This window comes from Pseudoponticoccus marisrubri, from assembly GCF_001482405.1.
Classification (GTDB): domain Bacteria; phylum Pseudomonadota; class Alphaproteobacteria; order Rhodobacterales; family Rhodobacteraceae; genus Pseudoponticoccus; species Pseudoponticoccus marisrubri.
Genome location: NZ_LPXO01000021.1, coordinates 23852 through 47981, shown reverse-complemented (window position 1 = coordinate 47981; position 24130 = coordinate 23852). Strand labels below are relative to the sequence as shown.

At 69.8% G+C, this 24130-nt stretch carries 23 protein-coding genes; 13 read left to right on the top strand and 10 right to left on the bottom strand.

Annotated features, from left to right (window positions below; genetic code table 11):
* Nucleotides 1-334: 334 nt before the first annotated feature.
* From AVJ23_RS20610 to AVJ23_RS20600, 3 genes are all read right to left on the bottom strand, one after another.
* On the bottom strand, nt 335-1300 hold the full coding sequence (locus AVJ23_RS20610) for a DUF3179 domain-containing protein (protein ID WP_058864123.1): 966 nt from the start codon (nt 1298-1300) through the stop codon (nt 335-337).
* Nucleotides 1301-1395: 95 nt separating this feature from the next.
* On the bottom strand, nt 1396-1974 hold the full coding sequence (locus AVJ23_RS20605; RefSeq protein ID WP_058864122.1) for a peptidylprolyl isomerase: 579 nt from the start codon (nt 1972-1974) through the stop codon (nt 1396-1398).
* Nucleotides 1967-2476: a peptidylprolyl isomerase gene (locus tag AVJ23_RS20600; protein ID WP_058864121.1), complete on the bottom strand. Its 510-nt coding sequence runs from the start codon at nt 2474-2476 to the stop codon at nt 1967-1969. The genes AVJ23_RS20605 and AVJ23_RS20600 overlap by 8 nt, the downstream gene beginning before the upstream one ends.
* 123 nt (nt 2477-2599) lie before the next feature.
* Between AVJ23_RS20600 and AVJ23_RS20595 the strand changes: the two genes are divergently transcribed.
* The gene (locus AVJ23_RS20595; protein WP_058864120.1) at nt 2600-3787 is read left to right on the top strand and encodes a phosphoglycerate kinase; all 1188 of its coding nucleotides are present in this window, start codon (nt 2600-2602) and stop codon (nt 3785-3787) included.
* A 4-nt stretch (nt 3788-3791) separates the two neighbouring features.
* On the opposite strand, the gene AVJ23_RS20590 is transcribed toward AVJ23_RS20595, so the two are convergent.
* On the bottom strand, nt 3792-4820 hold the full coding sequence (locus tag AVJ23_RS20590; RefSeq protein ID WP_058864119.1) for an alpha/beta hydrolase: 1029 nt from the start codon (nt 4818-4820) through the stop codon (nt 3792-3794).
* A gap of 187 nt (nt 4821-5007) precedes the next feature.
* On the opposite strand from AVJ23_RS20590, the gene AVJ23_RS20585 reads away from it, so the two are divergent.
* From AVJ23_RS20585 to AVJ23_RS20555, 7 genes are all read left to right on the top strand, one after another.
* Nucleotides 5008-5310: an FtsB family cell division protein gene (locus tag AVJ23_RS20585; RefSeq protein WP_058864118.1), complete on the top strand. Its 303-nt coding sequence runs from the start codon at nt 5008-5010 to the stop codon at nt 5308-5310.
* Between the two features lie 91 nt (nt 5311-5401).
* Entirely contained in the window at nt 5402-6388 is a 987-nt protein-coding gene (pdhA, locus tag AVJ23_RS20580) for a pyruvate dehydrogenase (acetyl-transferring) E1 component subunit alpha (protein ID WP_058864117.1), read from the top strand.
* 3 nt (nt 6389-6391) lie between these two features.
* A complete protein-coding gene (locus AVJ23_RS20575) occupies nt 6392-6778 on the top strand; it encodes a VOC family protein (protein WP_058864116.1) in 387 nt (128 codons plus the stop codon).
* On the top strand, nt 6775-7317 hold the full coding sequence (locus AVJ23_RS20570; RefSeq protein WP_058864115.1) for a hypothetical protein: 543 nt from the start codon (nt 6775-6777) through the stop codon (nt 7315-7317). The genes AVJ23_RS20575 and AVJ23_RS20570 overlap by 4 nt, the downstream gene beginning before the upstream one ends.
* 7 nt (nt 7318-7324) lie before the next feature.
* Nucleotides 7325-8716, top strand: coding sequence for a pyruvate dehydrogenase complex E1 component subunit beta (locus AVJ23_RS20565; protein WP_058864114.1), 1392 nt, complete (start codon nt 7325-7327; stop codon nt 8714-8716).
* 51 nt (nt 8717-8767) lie between these two features.
* Nucleotides 8768-9043, top strand: coding sequence for a hypothetical protein (locus tag AVJ23_RS20560; protein ID WP_058864113.1), 276 nt, complete (start codon nt 8768-8770; stop codon nt 9041-9043).
* A gap of 75 nt (nt 9044-9118) precedes the next feature.
* Complete coding sequence (locus AVJ23_RS20555; protein ID WP_058864112.1) at nt 9119-10423, top strand: pyruvate dehydrogenase complex dihydrolipoamide acetyltransferase; 1305 nt, start codon at nt 9119-9121, stop codon at nt 10421-10423.
* A gap of 32 nt (nt 10424-10455) precedes the next feature.
* On the opposite strand, the gene aroB is transcribed toward AVJ23_RS20555, so the two are convergent.
* Together aroB and AVJ23_RS20545 are read right to left on the bottom strand one after the other, a co-directional pair.
* On the bottom strand, nt 10456-11565 hold the full coding sequence (gene aroB / locus AVJ23_RS20550) for a 3-dehydroquinate synthase (RefSeq protein WP_058864111.1): 1110 nt from the start codon (nt 11563-11565) through the stop codon (nt 10456-10458).
* Nucleotides 11562-12134, bottom strand: coding sequence for a shikimate kinase (locus tag AVJ23_RS20545; RefSeq protein WP_058864110.1), 573 nt, complete (start codon nt 12132-12134; stop codon nt 11562-11564). The genes aroB and AVJ23_RS20545 overlap by 4 nt, the downstream gene beginning before the upstream one ends.
* Nucleotides 12135-12230: 96 nt before the next feature.
* On the opposite strand from AVJ23_RS20545, the gene AVJ23_RS23120 reads away from it, so the two are divergent.
* The 4 genes from AVJ23_RS23120 to AVJ23_RS20530 all read left to right on the top strand — a co-directional run bounded on the left by AVJ23_RS23120 (nt 12231) and on the right by AVJ23_RS20530 (nt 16193).
* Nucleotides 12231-12380 (top strand): hypothetical protein, encoded by a 150-nt coding sequence (locus tag AVJ23_RS23120; protein WP_169795958.1) that lies wholly within the window; start codon nt 12231-12233, stop codon nt 12378-12380.
* A 22-nt stretch (nt 12381-12402) separates the two neighbouring features.
* Nucleotides 12403-13830, top strand: coding sequence for a hypothetical protein (locus tag AVJ23_RS20540; RefSeq protein ID WP_058864109.1), 1428 nt, complete (start codon nt 12403-12405; stop codon nt 13828-13830).
* A complete protein-coding gene (locus AVJ23_RS20535) occupies nt 13827-14762 on the top strand; it encodes a tyrosine recombinase (RefSeq protein WP_058864108.1) in 936 nt (311 codons plus the stop codon). Before AVJ23_RS20540 ends, AVJ23_RS20535 begins: the two co-directional genes overlap by 4 nt.
* Before the next feature lie 90 nt (nt 14763-14852).
* Nucleotides 14853-16193 carry an HlyC/CorC family transporter gene (locus AVJ23_RS20530; RefSeq protein ID WP_058864107.1) on the top strand — a complete coding sequence of 447 codons (1341 nt, stop codon included), beginning with the start codon at nt 14853-14855 and terminating at the stop codon, nt 16191-16193.
* A gap of 46 nt (nt 16194-16239) precedes the next feature.
* Here the strand turns inward: AVJ23_RS20530 and AVJ23_RS20525 are convergent, their stop codons facing one another.
* From AVJ23_RS20525 to AVJ23_RS20510, 4 genes are all read right to left on the bottom strand, one after another.
* Entirely contained in the window at nt 16240-17355 is a 1116-nt protein-coding gene (locus AVJ23_RS20525; protein ID WP_058864106.1) for a histidine kinase dimerization/phosphoacceptor domain -containing protein, read from the bottom strand.
* A gap of 82 nt (nt 17356-17437) precedes the next feature.
* Entirely contained in the window at nt 17438-19858 is a 2421-nt protein-coding gene (locus tag AVJ23_RS20520) for a GcvT family protein (protein WP_058864105.1), read from the bottom strand.
* Between the two features lie 98 nt (nt 19859-19956).
* Nucleotides 19957-20208 carry a hypothetical protein gene (locus AVJ23_RS20515; protein ID WP_058864104.1) on the bottom strand — a complete coding sequence of 84 codons (252 nt, stop codon included), beginning with the start codon at nt 20206-20208 and terminating at the stop codon, nt 19957-19959.
* Between the two features lie 93 nt (nt 20209-20301).
* Nucleotides 20302-21549: a DUF2254 domain-containing protein gene (locus AVJ23_RS20510; protein WP_058864103.1), complete on the bottom strand. Its 1248-nt coding sequence runs from the start codon at nt 21547-21549 to the stop codon at nt 20302-20304.
* A gap of 102 nt (nt 21550-21651) precedes the next feature.
* Between AVJ23_RS20510 and AVJ23_RS20505 the strand changes: the two genes are divergently transcribed.
* Nucleotides 21652-24060, top strand: coding sequence for a GcvT family protein (locus AVJ23_RS20505; protein ID WP_058864102.1), 2409 nt, complete (start codon nt 21652-21654; stop codon nt 24058-24060).
* Nucleotides 24061-24130 lie beyond the last annotated feature (70 nt).

The window sequence follows — 24130 nt, the reverse complement described above, 5'->3', positions numbered from 1 at the left end:
TGATCTTCGTTGTCATCGGTGTGCCCTCCACTTGGTTCCCACGGAACCATCATGGCATACGAGATGCTTTTGGGTGGGGGCGTCCACCGCATAAGTTCAGAGTGTCGTAGATCGAATCGCCCTTATGGAGGAGGACACGCTTCACCATGCGCCCGAGAAAGCGGTAGCGCTGAGAGATGCAAGGGTTTGCTGGGCGGCGAGTGCGCGCACCACGCAATGCACTTATCCCGGCATCAGCACGCCTCCCTAGAGTCCAGCACCGGCTTGGGTGAATGCAAATAAAGGCCAATCAGCGCCCCCTGCCCCCGCCCGGCACGCGCGACCGCCCGCCGATCTATTGTCCCAGCATCCATGTGCCGTCCGGCCAGAAGGCGTGGAAGGCGAAGGCGAACATCACGTCATGCGGCAGGTCCGCGCCCGAGGCGTCGCGCACCCGCACCGCGCCCACGTCGCGGCCCCGGGCGATTGTGCCGGCATCCAGCGCCGAGGCCTGTCCCGGCGCCCAGCGGATCGTCACGCCGGCCTCGGTCACCTCGGTCTCGTCGGCCAGCCGCGTCATCGGCCAGGCGCGGTCGCCCACGCGCACCACACGCACCAGCGGCGGGATTCCGTGGGGCGGCATCTCGCCCGAATAGAGGAAGGGCCGGCGCGAGCTGTCATAGTTGCGATAGGGGTTGGTCCCGTAGGAGCGGTTCCAGGACGGCTCGGCCATGACCAGCCCGTCGGGGTTGCGCTGGCGGAACATGTCCCAGCTTTCCATCCAGCTGGGCAGCAGGTCCAGCTCCACCCCTGTCATCTCACCCACGATGCCCTCGCCCACGGCCTGCTGCCACCAGCTCTCGGTCTCGCGGTCATACATGATCATGTCGGAATTGCGCAGCTTGCCCGAGACGCCGAAGCTCAGCACCCGTCCCTGCACGCGCCGGTCGAAGGTCAGGGCCGAGTTGCAGAGCGGGCAGAAGGTCACCGCTACGGGCACGCCGCCCACCGTGTCGTTGACGATCTCGTGCCAGGTCAGGTAGCGGATCGGGTAGGCGCGCGGCGTGGCGCCCTCGATCTCGACCGTGATGACCGGCTCGGTCCCGCCGATGCGGCTTTCCTGCCCGGCCTGCAGGAATTGCGGATCGCTGAGCGCGGGGATGCCGTCCTTGGGCGGCCCGCCCGAGATGATCTCGCCCCAGTCCTCGATCGTGGTGGTCTGGAAATCGGTCTGCGGCCACTCGGATTTCCAGCGCTCCGGGGTGGCAGCTGCCGCGCTCGCAAGGGCAAGCGCGGCAAGCATGGCGATGAACGGTCTCATGGACAGGCTCCTCCCAACATGACGTGGAAGAAGCTTGCCCGCCGAATCGCGCCCTGCACAGCCCCCATGACGGGGACGTGACCGGCGCGGCGCGCTCAATCCGCCGGCGTCTCGGCCGTGTCGTCCTCGATCACGCGGACCGCGGCCATGCGGTCGGGCTCGCCCAGAACGGCGCCGTTGGGGCCTTCGCCGCGCTTGATGGCGTCGACCACCTCCATGCCCTCGGTCACCCGTCCGACCACGGTGTACTGGCCGTTCAGATGCGGGGCAGGCGCGAACATGATGAAGAACTGCGAGTTCGCGCTGTCGGGGCTGCGCGAGCGGGCCATGCCCACCACGCCGCGCGCGAAGGGCTCGTCCGAGAACTCGGCCTCCAGGTCCGGGCCGTCCGAGCCGCCGGTGCCGGCGCGGCGCATGTTGCCGCCCAGCTTGCCAAACTGCACGTCGCCGGTCTGGGCCATGAAGCCGTCGATCACGCGGTGAAAGACCACGTCGTCATAGGCGCCCTCGCGCGCCAGCGTGGTGATCCGGTCCACATGGGCCGGCGCCACGTCCTCCAGCAGGTCGACCGTGACGGTGCCCTTCTCGCCATCGGCGCCGGCGACGGTGATCTCGATCTCGCTGGCCGCGGCGGGGGCGGCCAGCAGGGTCAGGGCCAGTGCCAGCTCACGCATCGGCGGCCACCTTGACGCTGATCATCTTGTCGGGATTGGCGGGCGGCTCGCCGCGGGTGATCGCGTCGACATGCTCCATCCCCGAGATCACGCGGCCATAGACCGTGTACTGCCCGTTGAGAAAGCCGTTCTCCTTGAAATTGATGAAGAACTGCGAGTTGGCCGAGTTGGGGTTCTGGCTGCGCGCCGCGCCGATCGTGCCGCGGTCATGCGGCAGCTTCGAAAACTCGGCCGGCAGGTCGGGCATGTCAGAGCCGCCGGTGCCCGCGCGGCGCAGGTTGAAGCCGTCGCTATCGGCATTGCCATGCGCCACGTCGCCGGTCTGCGCCATGAAACCGTCGATCACGCGGTGGAACACCACGCCGTCATATTTCCCGGCGCGGGCCAGCGTCTTCATGCGCTCGACATGCTTGGGCGCCACGTCGGGCAGAAGCTCGATCGTGACGGTGCCGTCCTTCAGTTCCATCAGGATGGTGTTCTCCGGATCCTTGATCTCGGCCATGGTCCACTCCGTGTCATATGCGTTTCGAGAGAGTTAGCCTGCGCGGCGCGCAATGCCAAGTCGCCGTTGACGGCACCGCGCGAAGCGGGCAGACCACGCAGGACCACGGCATGGGAGAGTGAAATGGCCTGGAAAACCCTCGACGAGATGGATCTGGACGGCAAGCGGGTGCTCACGCGGGTCGATATCAACGTCCCCGTGGAGGACGGCCGGGTCACCGACGCGACGCGGATCGAACGCATCGCGGCCACCGTGCAGGACATTCTCGACCGCGGCGGCAAGCCGATCCTGCTGGCGCATTTCGGCCGCCCCAAGGGCGAGCGGCGCGACGACATGAGCCTGCAGATGCTGATCCCCGCGCTGGAAGACGTGCTGGGCGCACAGGTGGTCTTTGCCGCCGATTGCATCGGCCCGGCGGCCGCGGCCGCGATCGAGGCGGCGGCCGAGGGCCAGATCGTGCTGCTGGAGAACACCCGCTTCCACAAGGGCGAGGAAAAGAACGACCCCGAGCTGGCGCGCGGCATGGCGGCGCTGGGGGATGTCTATTGCAACGACGCCTTCTCGGCCGCGCACCGCGCCCATGCCTCGACCGAGGCGCTGGCCCAGCTGCTGCCGGCCTGCGCGGGCCGGCTGATGCAGGCCGAGCTGCAGGCGCTGGAAAGCGCGCTCGGCAATCCCGACCGCCCGGTTCTGGCGGTGGTGGGCGGCGCCAAGGTCTCGACCAAGCTGGACCTGCTGGGCAACCTCGTGACCCGCGTCAACATGCTGGTGATCGGCGGCGGCATGGCCAACACCTTCCTCGCCGCGCAGGGCATCGACGTGGGCAAGTCCCTCTGCGAACATGACATGACCGGCACCGCGCAGGAGATCCTGAAGAAGGCCGAGGCAGCGGGCTGCGAAATTCTTCTGCCGGCCGACGTGGTGGTCGCGCGCGAGTTCAAGGAAGGCGCCGCGAACGAGACGGTGGCCGCCGCGGACTGCCCCGCCGACGCGATGATCCTCGATGCCGGGCCGCAGGCGGTCGCGGCCGTCAAGGAGGCCATCACCCGCGCCCGGACGCTGATCTGGAACGGCCCGCTCGGCGCCTTCGAGATCGCACCCTTCGATGCGGCCACCAATGCCGCGGCCGCCTATGCCGCGCAGCGCAGCGCCGAGGGCAAGCTGGTTTCGGTCGCCGGCGGCGGCGACACGGTGGCGGCGCTGAACAAGGCCGGCGCGGCGTCGGATTTCTCGTATATTTCGACCGCGGGCGGCGCCTTCCTGGAATGGATGGAAGGCAAGACCCTGCCCGGCGTGGCGGCCCTGGGCTAAGGCTCTAGCCGCCGGTCGACAGGTCGCGCAGGATCTCGATCGCGGCGGGGGCGGTGAAGGCGGTGCTGTGCCCCGACCGGTCGCCGCCCCGGATATTGCTGAGGTCGATCACCTCGACCGGCAGGTCCGACAACCGCTCGGGGTCGCGGATCGAGCCCAGCCGCGAGGGCTTGCCGGTCAGGTAGGCCGACAGGTTCAGCGCCCGGTCGCGCGACGACACCATCAGCATGAAGGGCTGCGGGAAGGGCGCGATGCGGCTGGCCTGACGGCGGAACACGTCCTCGTCGATATCGGGGCTGATCAGCGCCACGCCCGAGACCTGCCGCAGGATGTGCCCCTGTCCCGAGATCGACATCTGGCGCAGCACCTCCATCACCAGCTGGCTGCCCATGGAATGCGCCACGATCAGCACGCGCCGCCCCTGCCCGGTCAGCTCGGTCAGCAGCGACTCGAGCCCGTCGCGCGAGAAGATCACGCTGTCGCGGTCATAGGCATAGCCGCGCGGGCTGCCGGCCGAGGGCCAGGAATAGGCCACGGCGGGGATCTGCGCGTCGAAATCATGCGCGATCTGCGCCAGCCGGTAGACCGCCTCGGCATTGTTGACGTTGAAACCGTGCACGAAGAGCAGCACCTCCTGCGCACCGCGCGGCGCCGCGCGGTCGAGATCGCGCAGGAACCCGGTCGCGCCGTCATAGCGCTTTTCCTTGCGGGCCACGAAATGGTTTTCGGCATCGGGCGGCTCGGAATGCGGCCATTCGATCACGCCGGCCCGGTGCACCGGCGGGATCGAGATGTCGACCCGGGCAAAGCGCAGCGTCGCATCGCGCGTCTCGCCGAAATCCTGGTCGAACAGCCCGAACGTGCCCTGCGCGGCCGGCTTGCGGTTGGAGGCCACGAAGACGGTCTGCACCGCGGCTCCCGGCGCCGTGGCACCGGGCACGAGGTCCAGCGCGCCGCGCGCCGCGCAGGCCGCCAGCAGCAGGCAGAGCGCAAGCAGCGCGACGGGTCTGTGCAGGGCGCGGCGGGTCTGCATGGGCGCGGGCTCCGGGATGGCGGCGGCGGCGGTCTTGCGCACCGTTATGGCGCGATTCGGCAGGAATGCAACGCCGTGAAATTCTTTGCCCGGGCGGGCGATTCGCCGGCTTGGAGCCGGGCCCGGTCCTGTGACAGATTGACGACGCGCGCCCAATCAAGAGGCGCGGCATCGAGGCAATGACAGCATGACTTCGCGCAGCTCGCGTCCGACACTCGGCGTCCTGGTGTTCTTCACCGTGACGCTCACCCTGACCGCCTATTTCACCTTCGCCGCCGTGCAGGGAGATTTCGGGCTGTTCCGCCGCGCCGAGATCATGGTCGAGGGCCAGGCCCTGTCGGAAGAGCTGTCCCGGCTCGAGGACGAGGTCGCCCGAATGGAGAACCTGACCCGCCGGCTGTCGGATGATTTCCTCGACCTCGACCTGCTCGACCAGCAGGCCCGCGACGTGCTGGGCATGGTGCGCTCGGACGAGATTGTGGTGAACTGAGCCGCGCATTGCCCGCCCTTTACCGACGCGCCGCGCCGGGGTACGCTTTCCCGAAAGACGTTTAACGCTAAACGACCCAGGGAGGGGCGCCATGGCAGCGCGCAAACCGGCCAATGTCTCGGGCGAGGACCTGACCGCCTGGTATCGCGACATGCTGCTGATCCGCCGCTTCGAGGAAAAGGCCGGCCAGCTCTACGGCATGGGGCTGATCGGCGGCTTCTGCCATCTCTATATCGGACAGGAGGCGGTGGTCGTCGGGCTGGAAGCGGTGGCCGAAGAGGGCGACAAGCGCATCACCACCTATCGCGACCACGGCCACATGCTGGCCTGCGGCATGGACCCCAAGGGCGTGATGGCCGAGCTGACGGGCCGCATCGGCGGCTATTCCAAGGGCAAGGGCGGCTCGATGCACATGTTCTCGAAAGAGAAGGATTTCTACGGCGGCCACGGCATCGTGGGCGCCAACGTGCCGCTGGGCGCGGGGCTGGCCTTTGCCGACAAGTATCGCGGCACCGACCGGGTCACATTCACCTATTTCGGCGACGGCGCGGCCAACCAGGGCCAGGTCTACGAGACCTTCAACATGGCCGCGCTCTGGGACCTGCCGGTGGTCTTCGTGATCGAGAACAACCAGTATGCCATGGGGACCGCGCAGGTGCGTTCGACCTCGACCCCCGATCTCTACACCCGCGGCGAGGCCTTCGGCATCCCCGGCGAGATCGTCGACGGCATGGACGTGGTGGCGGTGCGCGATGCGGGCGCGACGGCGATCAAGCACTGCCGGGCCGGCAAGGGGCCCTACATCCTCGAGGTCAAGACCTACCGCTATCGCGGCCATTCCATGTCCGACCCGGCCAAGTACCGCACCCGCGAAGAGGTCCAGAAGATGCGCGAGGAGCGCGATCCGATCGACCACGTGCGCGAGTTGCTGCTGCAGGGCAAACACATGACCGAGGACGGGCTCAAGGCCATCGACAAGGAGATCAAGGGCATCGTCAACGACGCGGCCGAGTTCTCGCGCGAGAGCCCCGAGCCGCCGCTCGACGAGCTCTGGACCGACATCTACGCCGAGGCCTGAGCCATGCCGCATTTCGAGATCCATGCCAATGACGTGGCCCGCGCCCGTGCCTTCTATGGCGGGCTGTTCGGCTGGCGCTTTGCGCCCATGCCCGGCGCCGAGGAGATGGAGTATCACCTGATCGAGGGGCCGGGCTTTGCCGAGGACGGGCTGACCGGTGGCCTGATGCGCCGCATCGGCCCGGCGCCGGAGGCCGGCGCGCCGGTGCGCGGCGGCACCATGACCTTCGAGGTGGCCGATTGCGACGAGCGCTATACCTGGGCGCTGGCGAATGGCGGGGCCGAAGCGCTGCCGCCCACCGATTACCCCGGCGTCGGCCGGGCCGCCTGTGTCGAGGATGGCGAGGGCAATATCGTGGGCATGATCTCGCCCTTCGAGGTCCGGGCATGAGCCGCCTGCCGCGCCTGCTGCTGGCCGCGCTGCCGCTTCTGGCCGGCCCGGCCCTTGGGCAGGAGGACCGGTTCGAGAACGAACCGCCGGGCTTCACCCCCTTCCGCGAGGCAGTGGCCTTCGGCGACCTGACCGGCGACGCCGTGCCCGCCGCCGATGCCTCGGTCGATGGCTGCCGGGTCACCTTCATCACCCGCGCCGTCGCGCCCGACCTGGGCGTGCCGCTGACCCTGACCGTCACCGCCGACGCCACGCAGCTGGATTATGCGCAATGGGCCCCGGAGGTGAGCGAGGACCGGGTCACGGCCATGCTGCCCAGCGCCGCGCCGGTCGCGCTGCACATGTCGATCTCGACCGGCGACGACGCCGTGCGCAGCGTCTTCACCGAAGCGCTGCCGGCGCGCTGCTCGCAGACCGGCTGCGAGGCGACCGTGCCCTCGCCCGGCTTTGCCTTCATCGTCTACGAGCGCGGCTTCGACGTGGCCCGGGGCGCGCGCGACGCGCTCCGGGCCTATGCCGCCACCTGTGCAGAGGGGTGATCCCACCATGGCAACCCAGATCCTGATGCCCGCCCTGTCGCCCACCATGGAAGAGGGCACGCTGGCCAAGTGGCTGGTGGCCGAGGGCCAGCCGGTGCGCTCGGGCGACGTGATCGCCGAGATCGAGACCGACAAGGCGACGATGGAGTTCGAGGCCGTCGACGAGGGGCTGCTGGGCCGCATCCTCGTGCCCGAGGGCACCGCCAACGTGGCGGTGAACACGCCCATCGCCGTGCTGGTCGACGAGGGCGAGAGCGTCGACGCCGCGCCGCTCGACACCACGCAGGCGCAGCAGCCGGCACCGGCCGACAAGACTCTGACCTCGGAAAGCCAGCCCGCCGCCGCCAAGGCGCATCCCGAGCCGGACCCGGCGCCCGCCGCCGCGCGGCCCACGCCCGACTGGCCCGAGGGCACGCGCATGGCCACCCAGACCGTGCGCGAGGCGCTGCGCGACGCCATGGCCGAAGAGATGCGCCGCGACGACGATGTCTTCCTGATGGGCGAGGAGGTGGCCGAGTACCAGGGCGCCTACAAGATCAGCCAAGGCCTGCTGGACGAATTCGGCGCGCGGCGCGTGATCGACACGCCGATCACCGAGCACGGCTTTGCCGGGATCGGCGTCGGCGCGGCCTTCGGCGGGCTGCGCCCCATTGTCGAGTTCATGACCTTCAACTTCGCCATGCAGGCGATCGACCAGATCGTGAACTCGGCCGCCAAGACGCTCTACATGTCCGGCGGGCAGATGGGCTGCCCCATCGTGTTCCGCGGCCCCAACGGCGCGGCCGCCCGCGTTGCCGCCCAGCACAGCCAGGATTACGCCGCCTGGTACAGCCACATCCCCGGGCTCAAGGTCGCGATGCCCTACTCGGCCGCCGATGCCAAGGGGCTGCTCAAATCCGCGATCCGCGACCCCAACCCGGTGATCTTCCTCGAGAACGAGATCCTCTACGGCCGCAGCTTCGAGGTGCCGCAGCTGGAAGATTTCACCCTGCCCTTCGGCAAGGCGCGGATCTGGCGCGAAGGCTCGGATGTCACGCTGGTCAGCTTCGGCATCGGCATGACCTACGCGCTCGAGGCCGCCGACCGGCTGGCCGCCGACGGGATCGAGGCCGAGGTGATCGACCTGCGCACGCTGCGTCCGATGGATACCGGCGCGGTGATCGCCTCGGTGCAGAAGACCAATCGCTGCGTCACCATCGAGGAAGGCTTCCCCGTCGGCGCCATCGGCAACCATATCTCGGCGGTGCTGATGCAACAGGCCTTCGACTGGCTGGACGCGCCGGTGATCAACTGCACCGGCAAGGACGTGCCCATGCCCTATGCCGCCAATCTCGAGAAACTCGCGCTGGTCACCACCGACGAGGTCGTCGCAGCCGCCCACAAGGTCTGCTACCGATGAGCGCCGGGGCCCTCATCGTTTGCAGGCCGCACCCGCGCAGGGAGGCGGCCCGTGGCCAGCGCGCAGCCCGATCCTGACCGCGTCGAGGTGCAGGGCCGCGACCCCGCGCGCGAGGCCTATCGCGTGCAGACCGCGTCCGGTCAGGCCTGGGTGCCCGAATGCCTGATGGGCGGGCTGCGCCCCGGTGACCGGCCCAGCCACCAGGAGGCCTATGAATGGATCGCCGCGCATCGCGCCGGGATCGCCCGCGCCGTGGCGCTGCTGGCCCGCGGCAGGACACCGCCCCGCCCCTATGACATCCTCGACCTGATCCCGCCCCCGGGCTGAGCGCCCGCCCGTCTCACTCTCGCCGGTGCCGGCCCGGCCGCACCCGCCCCGCCATCCTGTCCGGAGGACCGAAAGATGCCCGTCGAAATCCTCATGCCCGCCCTGTCGCCCACGATGGAGGACGGCACGCTGGCCCGGTGGCTGCTCAAGGAGGGCGACAGTGTCAACGCCGGCGACGTGATCGCCGAGATCGAGACCGACAAGGCCACGATGGAGTTCGAGGCGGTCGACGAAGGTGTCCTGGGGCGCATCCTCGTGACCGAGGGCACCGGCGGGGTCAAGGTCGGCACGCCGATCGCACTGCTGCTCGAAGATGGCGAAACGGCCGGGGATCTGCCCGCGGGCGACGCCGCGCCCGTTGGCACGGCGCGAAAGCGCCCGGCAACCGCGGCCGAGGAGGTGGCCCCGGCAGGGGCCGGCGAGGAGACCGCCCCCCCTGCCCCGGTCCAGTCGGATGGCGCGCGGATCTTCGCCTCGCCGCTGGCCCGGCGCATCGCCGCGCAGAAGGGGCTGGACCTGTCGCGGATCACCGGCTCGGGCCCGCGTGGACGCATCGTCAAGGCCGATGTCGAGGCCGCCACGCAGGACAGCCCGGCGGCGGCCGCAGCGCCGCCCGCGGCACCGGCCCCTGCACCGGCCGCCGCCTCCCCCGTCGCGGCCGAGGCCGTGGCTGCGCTCTATGCCGACCGCGAGACCACCGAGATCGCGCTCGACGGCATGCGCCGGACCATCGCCGCGCGGCTGACCGAGGCCAAGCAGACCATCCCGCATTTCTACCTGCGCCGCGACATCCGGCTGGACGCGCTGCTGTCCTTCCGCGCCGAGCTCAACACCCAGCTGGCCCCGCGCGGCATCAAGCTCAGCGTGAACGATTTCATCATCAAGGCCGTCGCCGCCGCCCTGCAGCAGGTGCCCGCGGCCAATGCCGTCTGGGCCGGCGACCGGATCCTGCAGCTGGCCCCCTCGGACGTGGCCGTGGCCGTGGCGGTCGAGGGCGGGCTCTTCACCCCGGTGCTGCGCGACGCGCATGTGAAGTCGCTTTCGGCGCTGTCCTCCGAGATGAAGGATCTCGCCGCCCGCGCGCGCGACCGCAAGCTCGCCCCGCAGGAGTACCAGGGCGGCAGCATGGCGATCTCCAATCTCGGCATGTACGGGATCGAGAATTTCGACGCGGTCATCAACCCGCCCCATGGCGCAATCCTCGCCGTGGGCGCGGGCGTCAAGAAGCCGGTGGTGGATACCGAGGGCGCGCTGGCCGTGGCCACGGTCATGTCGGTGACGCTGAGCGTCGATCACCGGGTGATCGACGGCGCGCTGGGGGCCGAGCTTCTGGCCGCGATCGTGGACGGGCTGGAACATCCCGTGGCCCTGCTGGCCTGAGGCCCGCGGGCCGCGCGACCCGTGGGCGCGGCTCAGCCGCGCAGCTGGTCGCGCAGCAGGCCCAGCACCGCGTCGCCCGGCACATCCGCGGTCACGAAGGCCTGCCCGATGCCGCGCGCCAGGATGAAGCGCAGCTGCCCATCGATCACCTTCTTGTCCTGGCCCATCAGCTCCAGCAGCGACTCGGCCGGCGGCAGATCGCCGGGAATGTCCGACAGGTCGCAGCGCATGCCGGTCTCGCGCAGCAGGGCGCGCACGCGCGAGGGTTCCTCCTGCGGGCAGAGCCCCAGCCGCGCCGACAGCTCAAAGGCCAGCGCGCAGCCGATCGCCACGCCCTCGCCATGCAGCAGCCGGTCGGAATAGCCGGTCGCAGCCTCCAGCGCGTGACAGAAGGTGTGGCCGAGGTTCAGCAGCGCGCGGTCGCCCTGCTCGGTCTCGTCGCGCAGCACGATCTCGGCCTTCATCTCGACCGAACGGCGCACGGCATGGGTGCGCGCGGCCGGATCGCCCGCCACCACGTCCCCGGCATGGTCCTCCAGCCAGGCAAAGAACTCGGCGTCGCCCAGCAGCCCGTATTTCACCACCTCGCCGAACCCGGCCAGGAAATCGCGCCGCGGCAGCGTGTCCAGCACGCCGATATCGGCCAGCACCAATGCCGGCTGGTGGAAGGCGCCGATCAGGTTCTTGCCCTGCGGCGCGTTGATGCCGGTCTTGCCCCCGACCGAGCTGTCGACCTGCGCCAGAAGCGAGGTCGGGATCTGCACGAAGCGCACGCCCCGGCGCAGCACCGCCGCCGCGAAGCCCACCAGGTCGCCGATCACCCCGCCGCCCAGCGCGATCACCACGTCGCGCCGCTCGATCCGCTCGGCCAGCAGCCATTCCACGCAGGTCTCGAAAGGCTGCCAGCTCTTGGTGGCCTCGCCCGGCGGCAGGCGCAGCGCGACCGAGTCGATGCCCTGCGCGGCCAGCGCCGCCTCGAGCGTGGCCAGATGCCGGTCGGCCACGGTCTCGTCGGTGACGATGGCCACGCGCGGCCGATGCAGCAGCGGCGCGATCTCGGCCCCGGCGCGTTCCAGCAGGCCGCTTCCGATGCGCACGTCATAGGCGCGCCCGGGCAGCGGGACGGCAACGGTATCGGTCATGAGCGTCTCTCCAGCACGTCCGGGCGCTCGGCCAGCAACGTCTCGGTGACGCGCCGCGCCATCGCATCCAGCGACAGGCCCTTCTCGGATTTCACGGTGACATCGGCCCCGGCATAGACCGGCACGCGCGCCTCGAAGAGGTCGCGCAGCGTGCCCTTGGGATCGGCGGTGCGCAGCAGCGGGCGTGTCGACTTGTGGCGCACCCGCTCCCACAGCAGGTCGAGATCGGCATCCAGCCAGACCGAGACCCCCTTGGCGGACATGATCCGGCGGTTGTCGGGCGACATGAAGGCGCCGCCCCCGGTGGACAGGATGCCCGGCGTGCCGTCCAGCAGCCGGTCGATCACCTGGTGTTCCTTGCGGCGGAAGAAGGGTTCGCCGTCGCGGGCAAAGATCTCGGCGATGGTCATGTTCGCCGCTTCTTCGATCTCGTGGTCCGAATCGCGGAACACCACGCCCAAGTGCCCCGCGAGCGTGCGGCCCACGGCGGTCTTGCCCGCGCCCATCATGCCGACGAACACGATGGTCTTGTGCAGGATCAATCGGTTGTGCGCGCCTGTCTCGGCCATCCTTTGCCCATTGCTTATTTCGTTGCGTGAATGACGTGAACCGGACAAAAAGGCTAGGTATAAACTCAAAAAATGACGAGGCAGGGAACGTAGAGCATGGGGCGTCTCATCAAATGGCTGTTCTATCTTCTGGTGCTGGGGGCGATCGCGCTGGTGGCCTATGCCTATCTCGGTCCGTTCTTCGGCGCCGATTTCAGCCCGCCCCAGACCGAGATCCGGGTGCCGGTCGAGCTGGATGAAAGCTAGGATCGCACTGCTCCTCTGCGCCATGGCCGGCTCTGCCCTGGCGCAGGACGAACCGGTGGCCCGCTCGGCGGTGCCACCGGCGGTGGAAAGCGCGCCGCTGGGCGCGCCCAGCCCCGGTGCCGCCGGGCTGCTGCCCGCCGCCGCGACCGGCCTGCCCGCCTCGCTCTGGCGCGGCTCGGATCCGCAGACGCTGGATGCGCTGATCGGCGCGGTGGACCCACCGGTGCCGGTGCTGCGCGGGCTGATGCGCACGCTGATGCTGGCCGAGGCCGACCCGCCGGGCCGCGCGGGCGACGGGATCGACCACCTCGTGAACCGGCTGGACTGGCTGACCGATCACGGCGCCGTCGAAGAGGCGCTGGCCCTGCTGGACATCGCCGGCACCGAGGATCCGCGGCTGTTCCGCCACTGGGCCGATCTCAGCCTGCTGCTGGGCCGGAGCGAGCCGGTCTGCGCGCAGCTGGCCGCGCGGCCGCGGCTGTCGGACGATTTCAGCCTGCGGGTCTTTTGCACGGCACGCGGCGGCGACTGGATGCGCGCCGCGCTGATCCTGCAAAGCGCCGAGACGCTGGGCGACCTGCCCGACCGCCGCGCCGATCTGCTGGCGCGTTTCCTCGACCAGGACCTGCACGAGACCGGGCGCCCGCTGCTGCCGCCGGTGCGGCCCAGCCCGCTGGAATTCCGCCTGTTCGAGGCGCTGGGAGAGCCGCTGCCCACCGCCCCGCTGCCGCTGCCCTTCTCGGTGCTGGACCTGACCGGTGACAATGGCTGGCGCGCCCAGATCGAGGCGGCCGAGCGGCTGGCCCGGGCGGGCAGCCTGTCGGCCAACCGGCTTCTGGGCATCTACACCCTGCGCGAGCCGGCCGCCTCGGGCGGGGTCTGGGACCGGGTGGATGCGCTGCAGCGATTCGAGGACGCGCTGGAGCGCGGCCTGCCCGCCGGTGTCTCGCGCAGCCTGGTACGGCTCTGGCCGCAGATGGCCAGCGGACGGCTGCTGGTGCCCTTTGCCGAGCTTTTCGCCGCCGACTTGGCCGGGCTGGAGCTGGAGGGGCGCGGCGCCGCGCTGGCCCGCCGCGCCGCCTTCCTGTCGCCCCGCTACGAGGAGCTGGCGCTGGGGCTGGACGCCGAGGGCGCGACCGAGACCGCCTTCCTGACCGCGATCGCGCGGGGACAGGCGCCCGCCCCCGGCGCGCCCCTGCCCCATGCGCAGGCGGTGGCCGCCGCCTTCGACGGCGCGCCCATGCCCGAGGTGCTGCGCGACCAGCTGGCCGAGGGGCGGCTGGGCGAGGTCATCCTGCGCGCCATGGCGCTGTTCTCCAGCGGGGCCGAGGGCAACGGGCAGGACCTGACCGATGCGCTGGCCGCGCTGCGCGGCGTCGGGCTCGAGGACGTGGCCCGCCGCGCGGCGCTGCAGCTGGTGATCCTCGATGCCGAAAGGGCCCGGCGATGACGCCCGCGCGCTGGGTGCCGATGTTCCTCGACGCGCTCGCCGCCGAGCGGGGCGCCGCGGCCAACACGCTGGCCGCCTATGCGCGTGACTTGGCCCATGTCTCGGAGTGGCTGGGGGACCGCGGGCAGGATTTCGCCAGCGCCGGCCGGCATGATTACGAGGACTACCTCGTGGATTGCGACGTCGCCGGTCTCAGCCGCGCGACCCGCGCGCGCCGCCTCTCGGCGATCAAGCAGCTCTACCGTTTCGCCTTCGAGGAAGGGCTGCGCGAGGACAACCCGGCGGTGCAGATCAGCGGGCCGGGCCGCGACAAGCGCCTGCCCAAGACGCTGAGCGTGGAAGAGGTCGACCGGCTGCTCGACGCCGCCGGCCGGCAGGGCCGGACCGCGACCGACCGCGGCCGCAATGCCTGCCTGATGCAGGTGCTCTACGCCACCGGCATGCGGGTGAGCGAGCTGGTCTCGCTGCCGGTCTCGGCGGCGCGGGGCGATCCGCGCATGCTGCTGATCCGCGGCAAGGGCGGCAAGGAGCGCATGGTGCCGCTCTCGCCCCCGGCGCGCGAGGCGCTGTCGGACTGGCTGGCGCTGCGCGACGCGCAGGAGAATGCCGCCCAGGCCAAGGGGCGGCAACCCTCGCCCTTCCTGTTTCCCTCGCGCGGCAAGGCCGGGCACCTGACCCGTCATGCCTTCTACCTGCTCATCAAGGAGATCGCGGTGGCCGGCGGCGTCTCGCCCGAAAAGGTCACGCCGCACACGCTGCGCCATGCCTTCGCCACGCACCTGCTGGCCAATGGTGCCGATCTGCGCGCGATCCAGACGCTGCTGGGCCATGCCGACGTGGCCACGACCGAGATCTACACCCATGTGCTGGACGAGCGCCTGAAAAGCCTCGTGCTGGAGCATCACCCGCTGGCGCGCAAGCCCGCCGACTGACCCGGGTGCCGCGGCGGGACATCGCGCCCTCTTGAACAAGCGCGGCACGGTGCCCATAACCGCTCAAAACCTCACAAGGACCTGCCCACCATGGATGCCGCCGCTTCCGGCTCGCTCGACTCCGCCTTCTGGATCACCTCTGCCGCCATCATGGGGCTTCTGCTCCTGTCGGCCTTCTTCTCGGGCTCCGAGACGGCGCTGACCGCGGCCTCGCGCGGCAAGCTGCGCGCGGCGCAGGATCGCGGCTCACGCGGGGCGGCCAAGGCGCTGGAGATCACCGAGGACAATGAACGCCTGATCGGCTCGGTCCTGCTGGGCAACAACCTGGTCAACATCCTTGCCACCTCGCTGGCCACGGCGCTGTTCACCGGGCTGTTCGGCGAAAGCGGCGTGGCGCTGGCCACGCTGGTCATGACCCTGCTGGTGCTGATCTTCGCCGAGGTGCTGCCCAAGACCTATGCCATCACAAATGCCGAGACCGCGGCCTCGGGCGTGGCGCCGCTGATCGCCATCGTGGTGCGCATCTTCGCCCCCGTCGTCTCGGCCATCCGCGTGCTGGTGCGCGGCGTGCTGCGCGTCTTCGGCGTCAAGACCGATCCCGACAGCCACATCCTTGCCGTGCGCGAGGAGATCGCCGGCGCGCTGCAGTTGGGCCATTCCGAGGGCGTGGTCGAGAAGGAGGACCGCGACCGCATCCTTGGCGCGCTGGACCTTGGCGACCGCACCGTCGAAGAGATCATGCTGCACCGTTCGGGCATCGAGATGATCAATGCCGACAGCGCGCCCACCGAGATCCTGCAGCAATGCCTGGAAAGCTCGCACACCCGGCTGCCGGTCTTCCGCGACGACCCCGAGAACATCATCGGCGTGATCCACGCCAAGGACCTGCTGCGCGCGATGTACAAGCTGCTGGAAGAGGCCGGCACGCCCGAGACCGCGCTGCAGGGGTTCAAGGTGACCGACGTGGCGATGAAGCCCTATTTCGTGCCGGACACGACCTCGCTGGACGACCAGATGCGCCAGTTCCTGCGCCGGCGTACGCATTTCGCGCTGGTGGTGGACGAGTACGGCTCGCTGCAGGGGCTGATCACGCTCGAGGACATCCTCGAAGAGATCGTGGGCGAGATCACCGACGAGTTCGACCCGCAGGGCGACCACCCGATCCGCAAGGCCGAGGATGGCAACTACCTGATCGACGGCATGATGACGATCCGCGACTTCAACCGGGCGACCGACTGGAACCTGCCCGATGACGAGGCCAACACCGTGGCCGGGCTGGTCATCCACGAGGCGCAGATGATCCCCACCGTGGGACAGGTCTTCAGCTTCCACGGCTTCCGCTTTGAGGTCATGGCGCGCGAGAACAACCGCATCACCAAGCTCAAGGTGCGCCCGCTGGACGATGCCGCGGTGGCCGAGCCCGCGGTCTGAGCCACGAACGGGCCGCACGCGGCGTCTGGCCCGCTCGGCCCGCCGCTCAGGCGGCGGCCGATTTCTCCAGCGAGGTCATCGGCACGTGCACATGCAGCCGATAGCCCTTGGCGTCGTGCTCCAGCTGCATCTCGCCGCTCAGCTGTTCGCAGGCGGCCTCCATCAGGCGCATCCCGATCCCGCTGCCGGCCGTGTCGCCACCTGCGGCGCGGCCGCTGCCATTGTCGCTGCAGGTCAGGTCCATGCCGCGGGCCGAGGCCTCCAGCGTGATCGCCACCTCGCCCGGCCCGCCCTCGGGGAAGGCATGCTTGAAGGCATTGGCGACAAATTCGTTCACGATCACCGCCACGGCCGCCGCGGCCGAGGGGCGCGCCGCGATCGAGGCCACCTGCGCGGTCACCTGCACGCCCTCGGGCGCCTGGTCGGTCAAGAGGCCCACCACCCGGTCGAGATAGGCATCGAGCGGGATCGTGCTGCGCGTCTCGCCCTGGTAGAGCGCGCCGTGCAGCTCGGCCACCGCGCCGACGCGCCGCTCCACCGCCTCCAGCACCTCGCGCGTCTCGTCATGTTGCGCGCGCATCCGGAACAGCCGCACCAGAGAGTTGACGGTCTGCAGCGAGTTCTTGACCCGGTGGTCGATCTCGTCACGCAGCACGGTTTCGGTGGCCAGCGCGCGGCGCAGGTCCAACTGGCGCGAGACCTGCCGCGCCATCACCTGCAGCGTCTCGCGCTGCAGCGGGGTCAGCTCGCGCGGCTTGCGGTCCAGCACGCAGAGCGTGCCCAGCTTGTGCCCCGAGGGGGCGACCAGCGCGGCGCCCGCATAGAACTGCATGTCGGCCAGCGTGCCGCAGCAGATCGGGTTGTCGGCGGTGCGCAGGTCGTTGCGCGTGTCCGGGACCTCGAGATAGCCGTCGGTGGTCAGCAGCGCATGGGCGCAGATCGACTGGTCCAGCGGCGTCTCGGCGCCTTCGAACCCGTGGCGCGCCTTGAACCATTGCCGGTCCTCGTCGACCAGGCTGATCAGCGCCACCGGCACGTCCAGCAGTTTCGACACGAGCGCGACCACGTCGTCGAAATCGGCTTCCGGCTCCGTGTCGAGAATGTTGTAGGATCGCAGCTCGGCCAGCCGCGCATTCTCGGACTGGGGCTTTCTGGGAATCATCGCCTGTCTCCTTGCCGGACAGGCTACCCATGGTAGCGCCATGCGCCTCAGGCACAAGGGGGCGCAAGAATGCGCCCGCCGGTCAGGCCCGTAGCCGCGCGCCTGCCGGGTCGAAGGGCGGCGCCTCCAGCACACGCGCGCCATGCGGCCGGCCCAGCACCATGACCTCGACCCGGTCGCCCGGCGCGGCGCTGCCCGCCTTCAGCATGGCCAGCGCCAGGCTCATCCCCACGCCGTAGCCATAGCCGCCCGAGGTCACGCGGCCGATGCCCGCCCCGTCACGAAAGACCGGCTCGCCGCCGCTGGCATCGGCGCCCGAGGCGGTCACCGCCGCCTCGTCGAGCGCGAGGCAGACCAGTTCCTCGCGGGCGGGGCGGTCGATGACCTGCAGCAGCGCGTCGCGGTTCAGGAAAGGCTTGTCCAGCTTGCACAGCCGCGAAAGCCCCAACTCCTGCGGCCAGTATTCGGGGCTGTATTCCCGCCCCCAGGAGCCATAGCCTTTCTCCAGCCGCAGCGACATCAGCGCCCGGCTGCCCACCGGGCCCGCGCCGACCGCCTTGCCGGCGCTCAGCAGCGCCGCGTAGAGCCGCGCCTGGTCGGAGGTCGCGCAATGCAGCTCCCAGCCCAGGTCGCCGGTGAAGGAGACGCGCAGCGCCAGGCAGTCGATCCCGGCCACCTCGATCCGCTTCGAGCGCATGAAGGGGAAGGACGCGCCGTCCAGCGCCGCATCGGTCAGGCCCTGCAACAGGTCGCGCGCGCGCGGCCCGGCCACGTTGAAGCCGCAAAGCGCTTCGGTCATCGAGACCAGTTCCACCCCCGCGGGGCGCGGCACGGCGTCGAAGAAGCGCTGGTGATAGCGCTCGGCCATGCCCGAGCCGATCACCCAGAACGTGCCATCCTCGGGCCGGTTGACGGTGAAATCGCCCGCCACTCCGCCGCGCACGCCGATCAGCGGCGTCAGGCAGGACCGGCCCGCTTCGCGCGGCATGCGGTTGGCGAAGAGCGCGTTCAGCCAGTCCTCGGCGCCCGGCCCGGTGACGCGGTACTTGGCGAAGTTCGAGATGTCGATTATACCCGCCGTCTCGCGCAGCATGCGCGCCTCGCGCCCGACGCTCTCCCACCAGGGCTGGCGGGTGAAGCCGGCGCTGTCCTCGACCCCGGCATCGAAGAACAGCGGATGCTCCCAGCCGAAATTCAGCCCGAACCTTGCACCCATGTCGCGCTGCACGTCATGGACGGGGCGGGTGCGCACGGGCCGGCCGGCGTCGCGTTCCTCGCCGGGGAAGTGGATGGCAAAGCGATGCGCGTACTGGTCTTTGACCCGCGCCCGGGTGAAGGCGGCATCGGCCCAGTCGCCGAAGCGCGCCATGTCCCAGCCGAACATGTCGTATTGCGTCTCGCCCTCGATCACCCATTGCGCCGCCATCAGGCCCAGCCCGCCGGACTGGCTGAAACCGGGGATGATGCCGCAGCAGGTGAAATAGCCCGGCCGCCCGGGCACCGGGCCCATCAGCACGTTGCTGTCGGGCGACCAGATCATCGGCCCGTTGATCACCCGCTTGATCCCGGCCGTGCCCGCCGCCGGCACACGGTCGATGGCGCGCATCATGTTGTCCTCGATCCGTTCCAGATCGTCGGGAAAGAGGTCATGCGCGAAATCGAGCGGCGTGCCCCCCTCGGCCCAGAGCCGCACGTCGCGCTCATAGGCGCCGATCAGCAGGCCCTGCCCTTCCTGGCGCAGGTAATACTCGCCGTCGCGATCGGCGACCGAGGGCAGCCGGCGGTCCAGCGCGGCGATCTCGGGCAGGGTCTCGGTGACGAAATACTGGTGCTCGGTCGGTTGCAGCGGCAGCGTGATGCCGGCCAGTGCCGCCACCTCGCGCGCCCAGAGCCCGGCGGCGTTGATGACCCACTCGGTCGCGATCTCGCCCTTGGGCGTTCGCACGGTCCAGCCGCCGCCCGGGCGCGGCTCGGTCGCGGTGACGGGGGTGAAGCGGTGGATCTCGGCGCCGCGCGCCCGCGCGCCCGCGGCATAGGCCGCCGTCACGCCCGAGGGGTCCACATTGCCGCCATCGGGTTCGAACATGATGCAGCGGATGCCGTCGAAATTCACCAGCGGGTGCAGGCGCTCGGCCTCGTCCCGGGTAATCTCGTGGAAGTTCATGCCGTAGAGCCGCGCCTTGGCCGCCTGCAGGCGCAGCTGGTGTTCGCGCGCCTCGGTCTGCGCGAGGTAGAGCGAGCCCGACTGGAACACGCCGCAGCCCTGCCCCGTCTCGGCCTCCAGCTCCTTGTACATGCTCATGGTATAGTGCTGCAGGCGCGAGATATTAGCACTGTCATGCAGCCCGTGGATATTCGCCGCCGCGTGCCACGTGCTGCCCGAGGTCAGCTCGTCACGTTCCAGCAGCACCACGTCGGTCCAGCCCAGCTTGGCCAGGTGGTAGAGGATCGAGCAGCCGATCACGCCGCCCCCGATGACGACGGCCTGGGCCTGTGTGCGCATGTCTGTGTCCTTGCCGGTTGCCCGGCCAAGTCTGCGCGGAGCGGGGCGGGGTCAACTTGCTGGAATGCGACACCTCATGTCGCAAGGCGGCGCCCGGCTCAGCCGTCACAGGCGCAGCCCTGCCCCTTGCGGCAGGTCAAGCTGCGCGAGATGCAGCTGTCGCCGCAGGCCTTGCCCTTGCGGCAGACCTTGCAGCAGGACTGGGCCAGCGCATCGCGGTCGAGCAGGTCGAAGATCCGCTGACCCGGGCTGACGGGATCCGCGCCCGGGTGGTCCATGACCGACGCAGGCTCGGCCCCAACCAGCCCGGCGCAGAGGATCAGAAGGCAGGAGATCGGTGGCAGGCGCATGGCGTGGGTCCGTTAGACAAGGTTAACGAAACCTTAACGCCGGCCGCGCCGCCGGTCACGCCCGCCCCCCGTCAACGACCCGCAAAAACCGCCCTAGCCCGCCACGGCGCGCAGGCGTTCCATGTCGGGGCCGAAGGTGATGTCCTGCGCGGCCCGGTCAAGGCAGGTCTCTGCCATCGCGGCCGCCGCCTCGCGGATCGGCGCATGCTCGGCCTGCGCGGCCAGCTGGTGGCAGACCCGTTGCAGCGCCAGATGCACGTTCAGGCTGTCGCCGGCGGCGCGCGCGATCGGGTCGAGGCTTTCCTCGAAGAGCGACTGCGCCTTGAGCGGCACGGCCCAGAGCCGGTCGCAGGGCGTCTCCTCGGCAGGGCCGACACGGGCCGGCGCCAGCACGCGGGCCAGCCGGTTGACCACGTCGATCGCCGTGCCGGGATCGTTGACCCCGGGCGACAGGGCGCGCTCGGCCACCTCGGACAGCACGGACAGGCCGAAGAGCGGGTCCTGTTCGAAACTGCGCACGGCGCTGAGCGGCAGGCTCTCGCGCAGCACCGTCTCGGCGGTCTCGTGCAGTGCCTCGCCGCCCGCCACCCAGGCCAGAACCTCGCCATGCAGCACATAGCGCCCCACGGGCACGGGGATGTAGATACGCAGGTCGCGGCTCTCGGCCTCGGCCTGCAGCGCGGCCTCGAAGATCTGCTGCAGATAGCCCGAGCGGTCGGCCTTGATGGCCAGCGCGTCACGCGGCACCTGCGCGTCGGGATCGGTCAGCGCATGGGCCCCGTGGCAGGGGTATTGCGCGGCGCGCCGGATGGCGGCCTGCGCCTCCTGCTCCAGCCGCGAGGCGGTGAAGGTCAGGCTGCCCAGCCCCTCGAGATGCAGGATCCAGCGGATCAGCGAGATCACGATCATCGCCACGACCACCAGGGACATGAAGAACAGCACCACGATCTCGCGCTCGTCGAACAGGTTCGCCGCCCGCATCACGATGGCGACCAGCGCGAACAGGTAGGCGCCAAGGAAGTTCGACAGCACCGATTGCGTCACCGTGTCCTCGCGCAGGATCAGATGCGCGCGCGGCGTCCAGAGGCTGGCCGCGTTGGTCAGCGCGTTCAGCATGATGGTCAACGAGAAGATCGTGACCGCCAGCATGGACGAGGCGAGGATGTTCAGGATCTGGTCCACCGCGTCGGCGCCGATATTGCCGCCGAGGTCATCGGGGATCAGGTGGCCCAGCCAGCGCGCGATCAGCAAGGCCAGCAGCGCCATGGTCGCGAACAGGATCACGCGCAGGTGGATGCGGCGCGACAATTGCCGCAACCGTCTGAGAATGCTCTTGATCATCGGGCGGCCCCTTTCCGTTTCCGACGCATGGTGTCGCGGACGGGCGGTCGGAACGCCCGGACGGCCCCGACAGTGTGAGGCAGGGACAGCAGGAGGTCAGCCATGAAAACCACTACCCGGGTCTGCGTCATCGGGGGCGGCGTCGTCGGATGCTCGGTGCTCTATCACCTGACAAAGCTCGGCTGGTCGGATGTCATGCTGCTGGAACGGTCGGAACTGACATCGGGTTCCACCTGGCATGCCGCGGGCGGGTTCCACACGATCAATGGCGACACCAACATGGCGGCGCTGCAGGGCTACACGATCCGGCTCTACAAGGAGCTGGAGGAGATCACCGGCCTGTCCTGCGGGCTCCACCACGTGGGCGGGCTGACGCTGGCCGACAACCGCGAACGCTATGACATGCTGCTCGCCGAGCGGGCCAAGCATCGCTACATGGGGCTCGAGACCGAGATCGTGGGCCCCGACGAGATCGCGCAACTGGCGCCGATCGTGAACACCGAGGGGCTGCTGGGCGCGCTCTACGATCCGCTGGACGGGCATCTCGATCCCTCGGGCACCACCCATGCCTATGCCAAGGCCGCGCGCATGGGCGGCGCGCAGATCCACCTGCACACCAAGGTGATCGAGACCACTCCCCGCCCCGACGGCACATGGGACGTGGTTACCGACAAGGGCACCGTGCATGCCGAGCACGTGGTCAATGCCGGCGGGCTCTGGGCGCGCGAGGTGGCCGCGATGGCCGGGCTCTACCTGCCACTGCACCCCATGGAGCACCAGTACATCGTCACCGACGAGACGCCCGAGATCTACGAGCGCGAGAGCGAGCATCCCCACGTCATGGACCCCTCGGGCGAAAGCTATCTGCGGCAGGAGGGGCGCGGGCTCTGCATCGGCTTCTACGAACAGCCCTGCCGGCCCTGGGCGGTGGATGGCACGCCATGGACGTTCGGGCACGAGCTGCTGCCCGACGATTTCGACAAGATCGAGGACAGCATCGCCTTTGCCTATCGCCGCTTCCCGGTGCTGGAGCGTGCGGGCGTCAAGTCGGTGATCCACGGACCCTTCACCTTTGCCCCCGACGGCAACCCGCTGGTCGGCCCGGTGCCGGGGATGCGCGGCTACTGGTCGGCCTGCGGCGTCATGGCCGGGTTCAGCCAGGGCGGCGGGGTCGGGCTGATGCTGGCGCAATGGATGGTCGAGGGCGAGTGCGAGCGCGACACCGCCGCGATGGACGTGGCGCGGTTCGGCGACTGGATCAGCCCCGGCTACACGCTGCCCAAGGTGGTCGAGAACTACCAGAAACGCTTCTCGGTCAGCTACCCGAACGAGGAACTGCCCGCCGCGCGGCCCAACCGCACGACGCCCATGTACGACATCTTTGACCGGATGGGCGCGGTCTGGGGCGCGCAATACGGGCTGGAGGTGGTCAACTACTTCGCGCAAGGCGACGAGCCGCGCTTCGAGACGCCCTCCTTCCGCCGCTCCAACGCCTTCGACGCGACCGCGCGCGAGGTCCGCGCCGTGCGCGAGGCCGTGGGCATCAACGAGATCCACAATTTCGGCAAGTACCGCGTGACCGGCCCGCGGGCGCACGACTGGCTGGACCGGATCATGGCCGGGCGCATCCCCGCCCCGGGACGGCTGAGCCTGACGCCCATGCTGTCGCCCGCCGGGCGGATCATCGGCGATTTCACCGTCTCCTGCCTTGGGGAGGAGCACTTCCAGCTGACCGCCTCCTACGGCGCGCAGGCCTATCACATGCGCTGGTTCCTGTCTCATCTCGAAGAGGGCGTGCGCGTCGAGAATGTCAGCGACCGACTGAACGGCTTCCAGATCGCGGGGCCGCGCGCGCGCGACGTGCTGGCCGCCTGTACGCGGGCCGATGTGGGCGCGCTGGCCTTCCGCGACGTGGCGCCCATGGTCGTGGGCATGACCGACTGCCTCGTACAGCGCGTCTCCTACACCGGGGATCTCGGCTACGAGATCTATTGCGACCCGATGGCCCAGCGCCAGCTCTGGGAGACGCTGTGGCAGGCGGGACAGCCCCATGGCATGGCGCCTTTCGGAATGCGCGCGATGATGTCGCTGCGGCTCGACCGGTTCTTCGGCAGCTGGGGCAACGAGTACTCGCCCGACTACACCCCGGCCGAGACGGGGCTCGACCGGTTCATCGCGTTTTCCAAGGACGCGCCCTTCATCGGTCGCGCCGCCGCCGAGGCCGAGCGCGCCACCCCGCCCGAGCGCTGTCTCGTGGCCTTCGAGGTCGCGGCGGACGACGCGGACGTGCACGCCTATGAGCCGGTCTGGATCGACGGCGCGGTGCGCGGCTTCTGCACCTCGGGCGGGTATTCGCATCACGCGGAACGCTCGATGGCGCTGGCGCTGATCCCGCGCGAGATGGCCCGCGACGGGCTGGCCGCCGAGATCGAGATCCTGGGCCAGAAGCGCCCCGCGACGCTGCGGATGACCCCCTCTTTCGACCCCGAGGGGCTGCGGATGCGGGGGTGAGATAGCCACAGCAACCCTTTGCAATCGCAGAAAAATCGCGTAGCAGCGCAGCATCTCCATGCCGCAACTG

What these genes read in the sequence shown, in the direction of transcription:
- AVJ23_RS20610 (WP_058864123.1), bottom strand. Translation starts at nt 1,300, where the DNA reads ATGAGACCGTTCATCGCCATGCTTGCCGCGCTTGCCCTTGCGAGCGCG.
- AVJ23_RS20605 (WP_058864122.1), bottom strand. Translation starts at nt 1,974, where the DNA reads ATGCGTGAGCTGGCACTGGCCCTGACCCTGCTGGCCGCCCCCGCCGCG.
- AVJ23_RS20600 (WP_058864121.1), bottom strand. Translation starts at nt 2,476, where the DNA reads ATGGCCGAGATCAAGGATCCGGAGAACACCATCCTGATGGAACTGAAG.
- AVJ23_RS20595 (WP_058864120.1), top strand. Translation starts at nt 2,600, where the DNA reads ATGGCCTGGAAAACCCTCGACGAGATGGATCTGGACGGCAAGCGGGTG.
- AVJ23_RS20590 (WP_058864119.1), bottom strand. Translation starts at nt 4,820, where the DNA reads ATGCAGACCCGCCGCGCCCTGCACAGACCCGTCGCGCTGCTTGCGCTC.
- AVJ23_RS20585 (WP_058864118.1), top strand. Translation starts at nt 5,008, where the DNA reads ATGACTTCGCGCAGCTCGCGTCCGACACTCGGCGTCCTGGTGTTCTTC.
- pdhA (WP_058864117.1), top strand. Translation starts at nt 5,402, where the DNA reads ATGGCAGCGCGCAAACCGGCCAATGTCTCGGGCGAGGACCTGACCGCC.
- AVJ23_RS20575 (WP_058864116.1), top strand. Translation starts at nt 6,392, where the DNA reads ATGCCGCATTTCGAGATCCATGCCAATGACGTGGCCCGCGCCCGTGCC.
- AVJ23_RS20570 (WP_058864115.1), top strand. Translation starts at nt 6,775, where the DNA reads ATGAGCCGCCTGCCGCGCCTGCTGCTGGCCGCGCTGCCGCTTCTGGCC.
- AVJ23_RS20565 (WP_058864114.1), top strand. Translation starts at nt 7,325, where the DNA reads ATGGCAACCCAGATCCTGATGCCCGCCCTGTCGCCCACCATGGAAGAG.
- AVJ23_RS20555 (WP_058864112.1), top strand. Translation starts at nt 9,119, where the DNA reads ATGCCCGTCGAAATCCTCATGCCCGCCCTGTCGCCCACGATGGAGGAC.
- aroB (WP_058864111.1), bottom strand. Translation starts at nt 11,565, where the DNA reads ATGACCGATACCGTTGCCGTCCCGCTGCCCGGGCGCGCCTATGACGTG.
- AVJ23_RS20545 (WP_058864110.1), bottom strand. Translation starts at nt 12,134, where the DNA reads ATGGCCGAGACAGGCGCGCACAACCGATTGATCCTGCACAAGACCATC.
- AVJ23_RS23120 (WP_169795958.1), top strand. Translation starts at nt 12,231, where the DNA reads ATGGGGCGTCTCATCAAATGGCTGTTCTATCTTCTGGTGCTGGGGGCG.
- AVJ23_RS20540 (WP_058864109.1), top strand. Translation starts at nt 12,403, where the DNA reads ATGGCCGGCTCTGCCCTGGCGCAGGACGAACCGGTGGCCCGCTCGGCG.
- AVJ23_RS20535 (WP_058864108.1), top strand. Translation starts at nt 13,827, where the DNA reads ATGACGCCCGCGCGCTGGGTGCCGATGTTCCTCGACGCGCTCGCCGCC.
- AVJ23_RS20530 (WP_058864107.1), top strand. Translation starts at nt 14,853, where the DNA reads ATGGATGCCGCCGCTTCCGGCTCGCTCGACTCCGCCTTCTGGATCACC.
- AVJ23_RS20525 (WP_058864106.1), bottom strand. Translation starts at nt 17,355, where the DNA reads ATGATTCCCAGAAAGCCCCAGTCCGAGAATGCGCGGCTGGCCGAGCTG.
- AVJ23_RS20520 (WP_058864105.1), bottom strand. Translation starts at nt 19,858, where the DNA reads ATGCGCACACAGGCCCAGGCCGTCGTCATCGGGGGCGGCGTGATCGGC.
- AVJ23_RS20515 (WP_058864104.1), bottom strand. Translation starts at nt 20,208, where the DNA reads ATGCGCCTGCCACCGATCTCCTGCCTTCTGATCCTCTGCGCCGGGCTG.
- AVJ23_RS20510 (WP_058864103.1), bottom strand. Translation starts at nt 21,549, where the DNA reads ATGATCAAGAGCATTCTCAGACGGTTGCGGCAATTGTCGCGCCGCATC.
- AVJ23_RS20505 (WP_058864102.1), top strand. Translation starts at nt 21,652, where the DNA reads ATGAAAACCACTACCCGGGTCTGCGTCATCGGGGGCGGCGTCGTCGGA.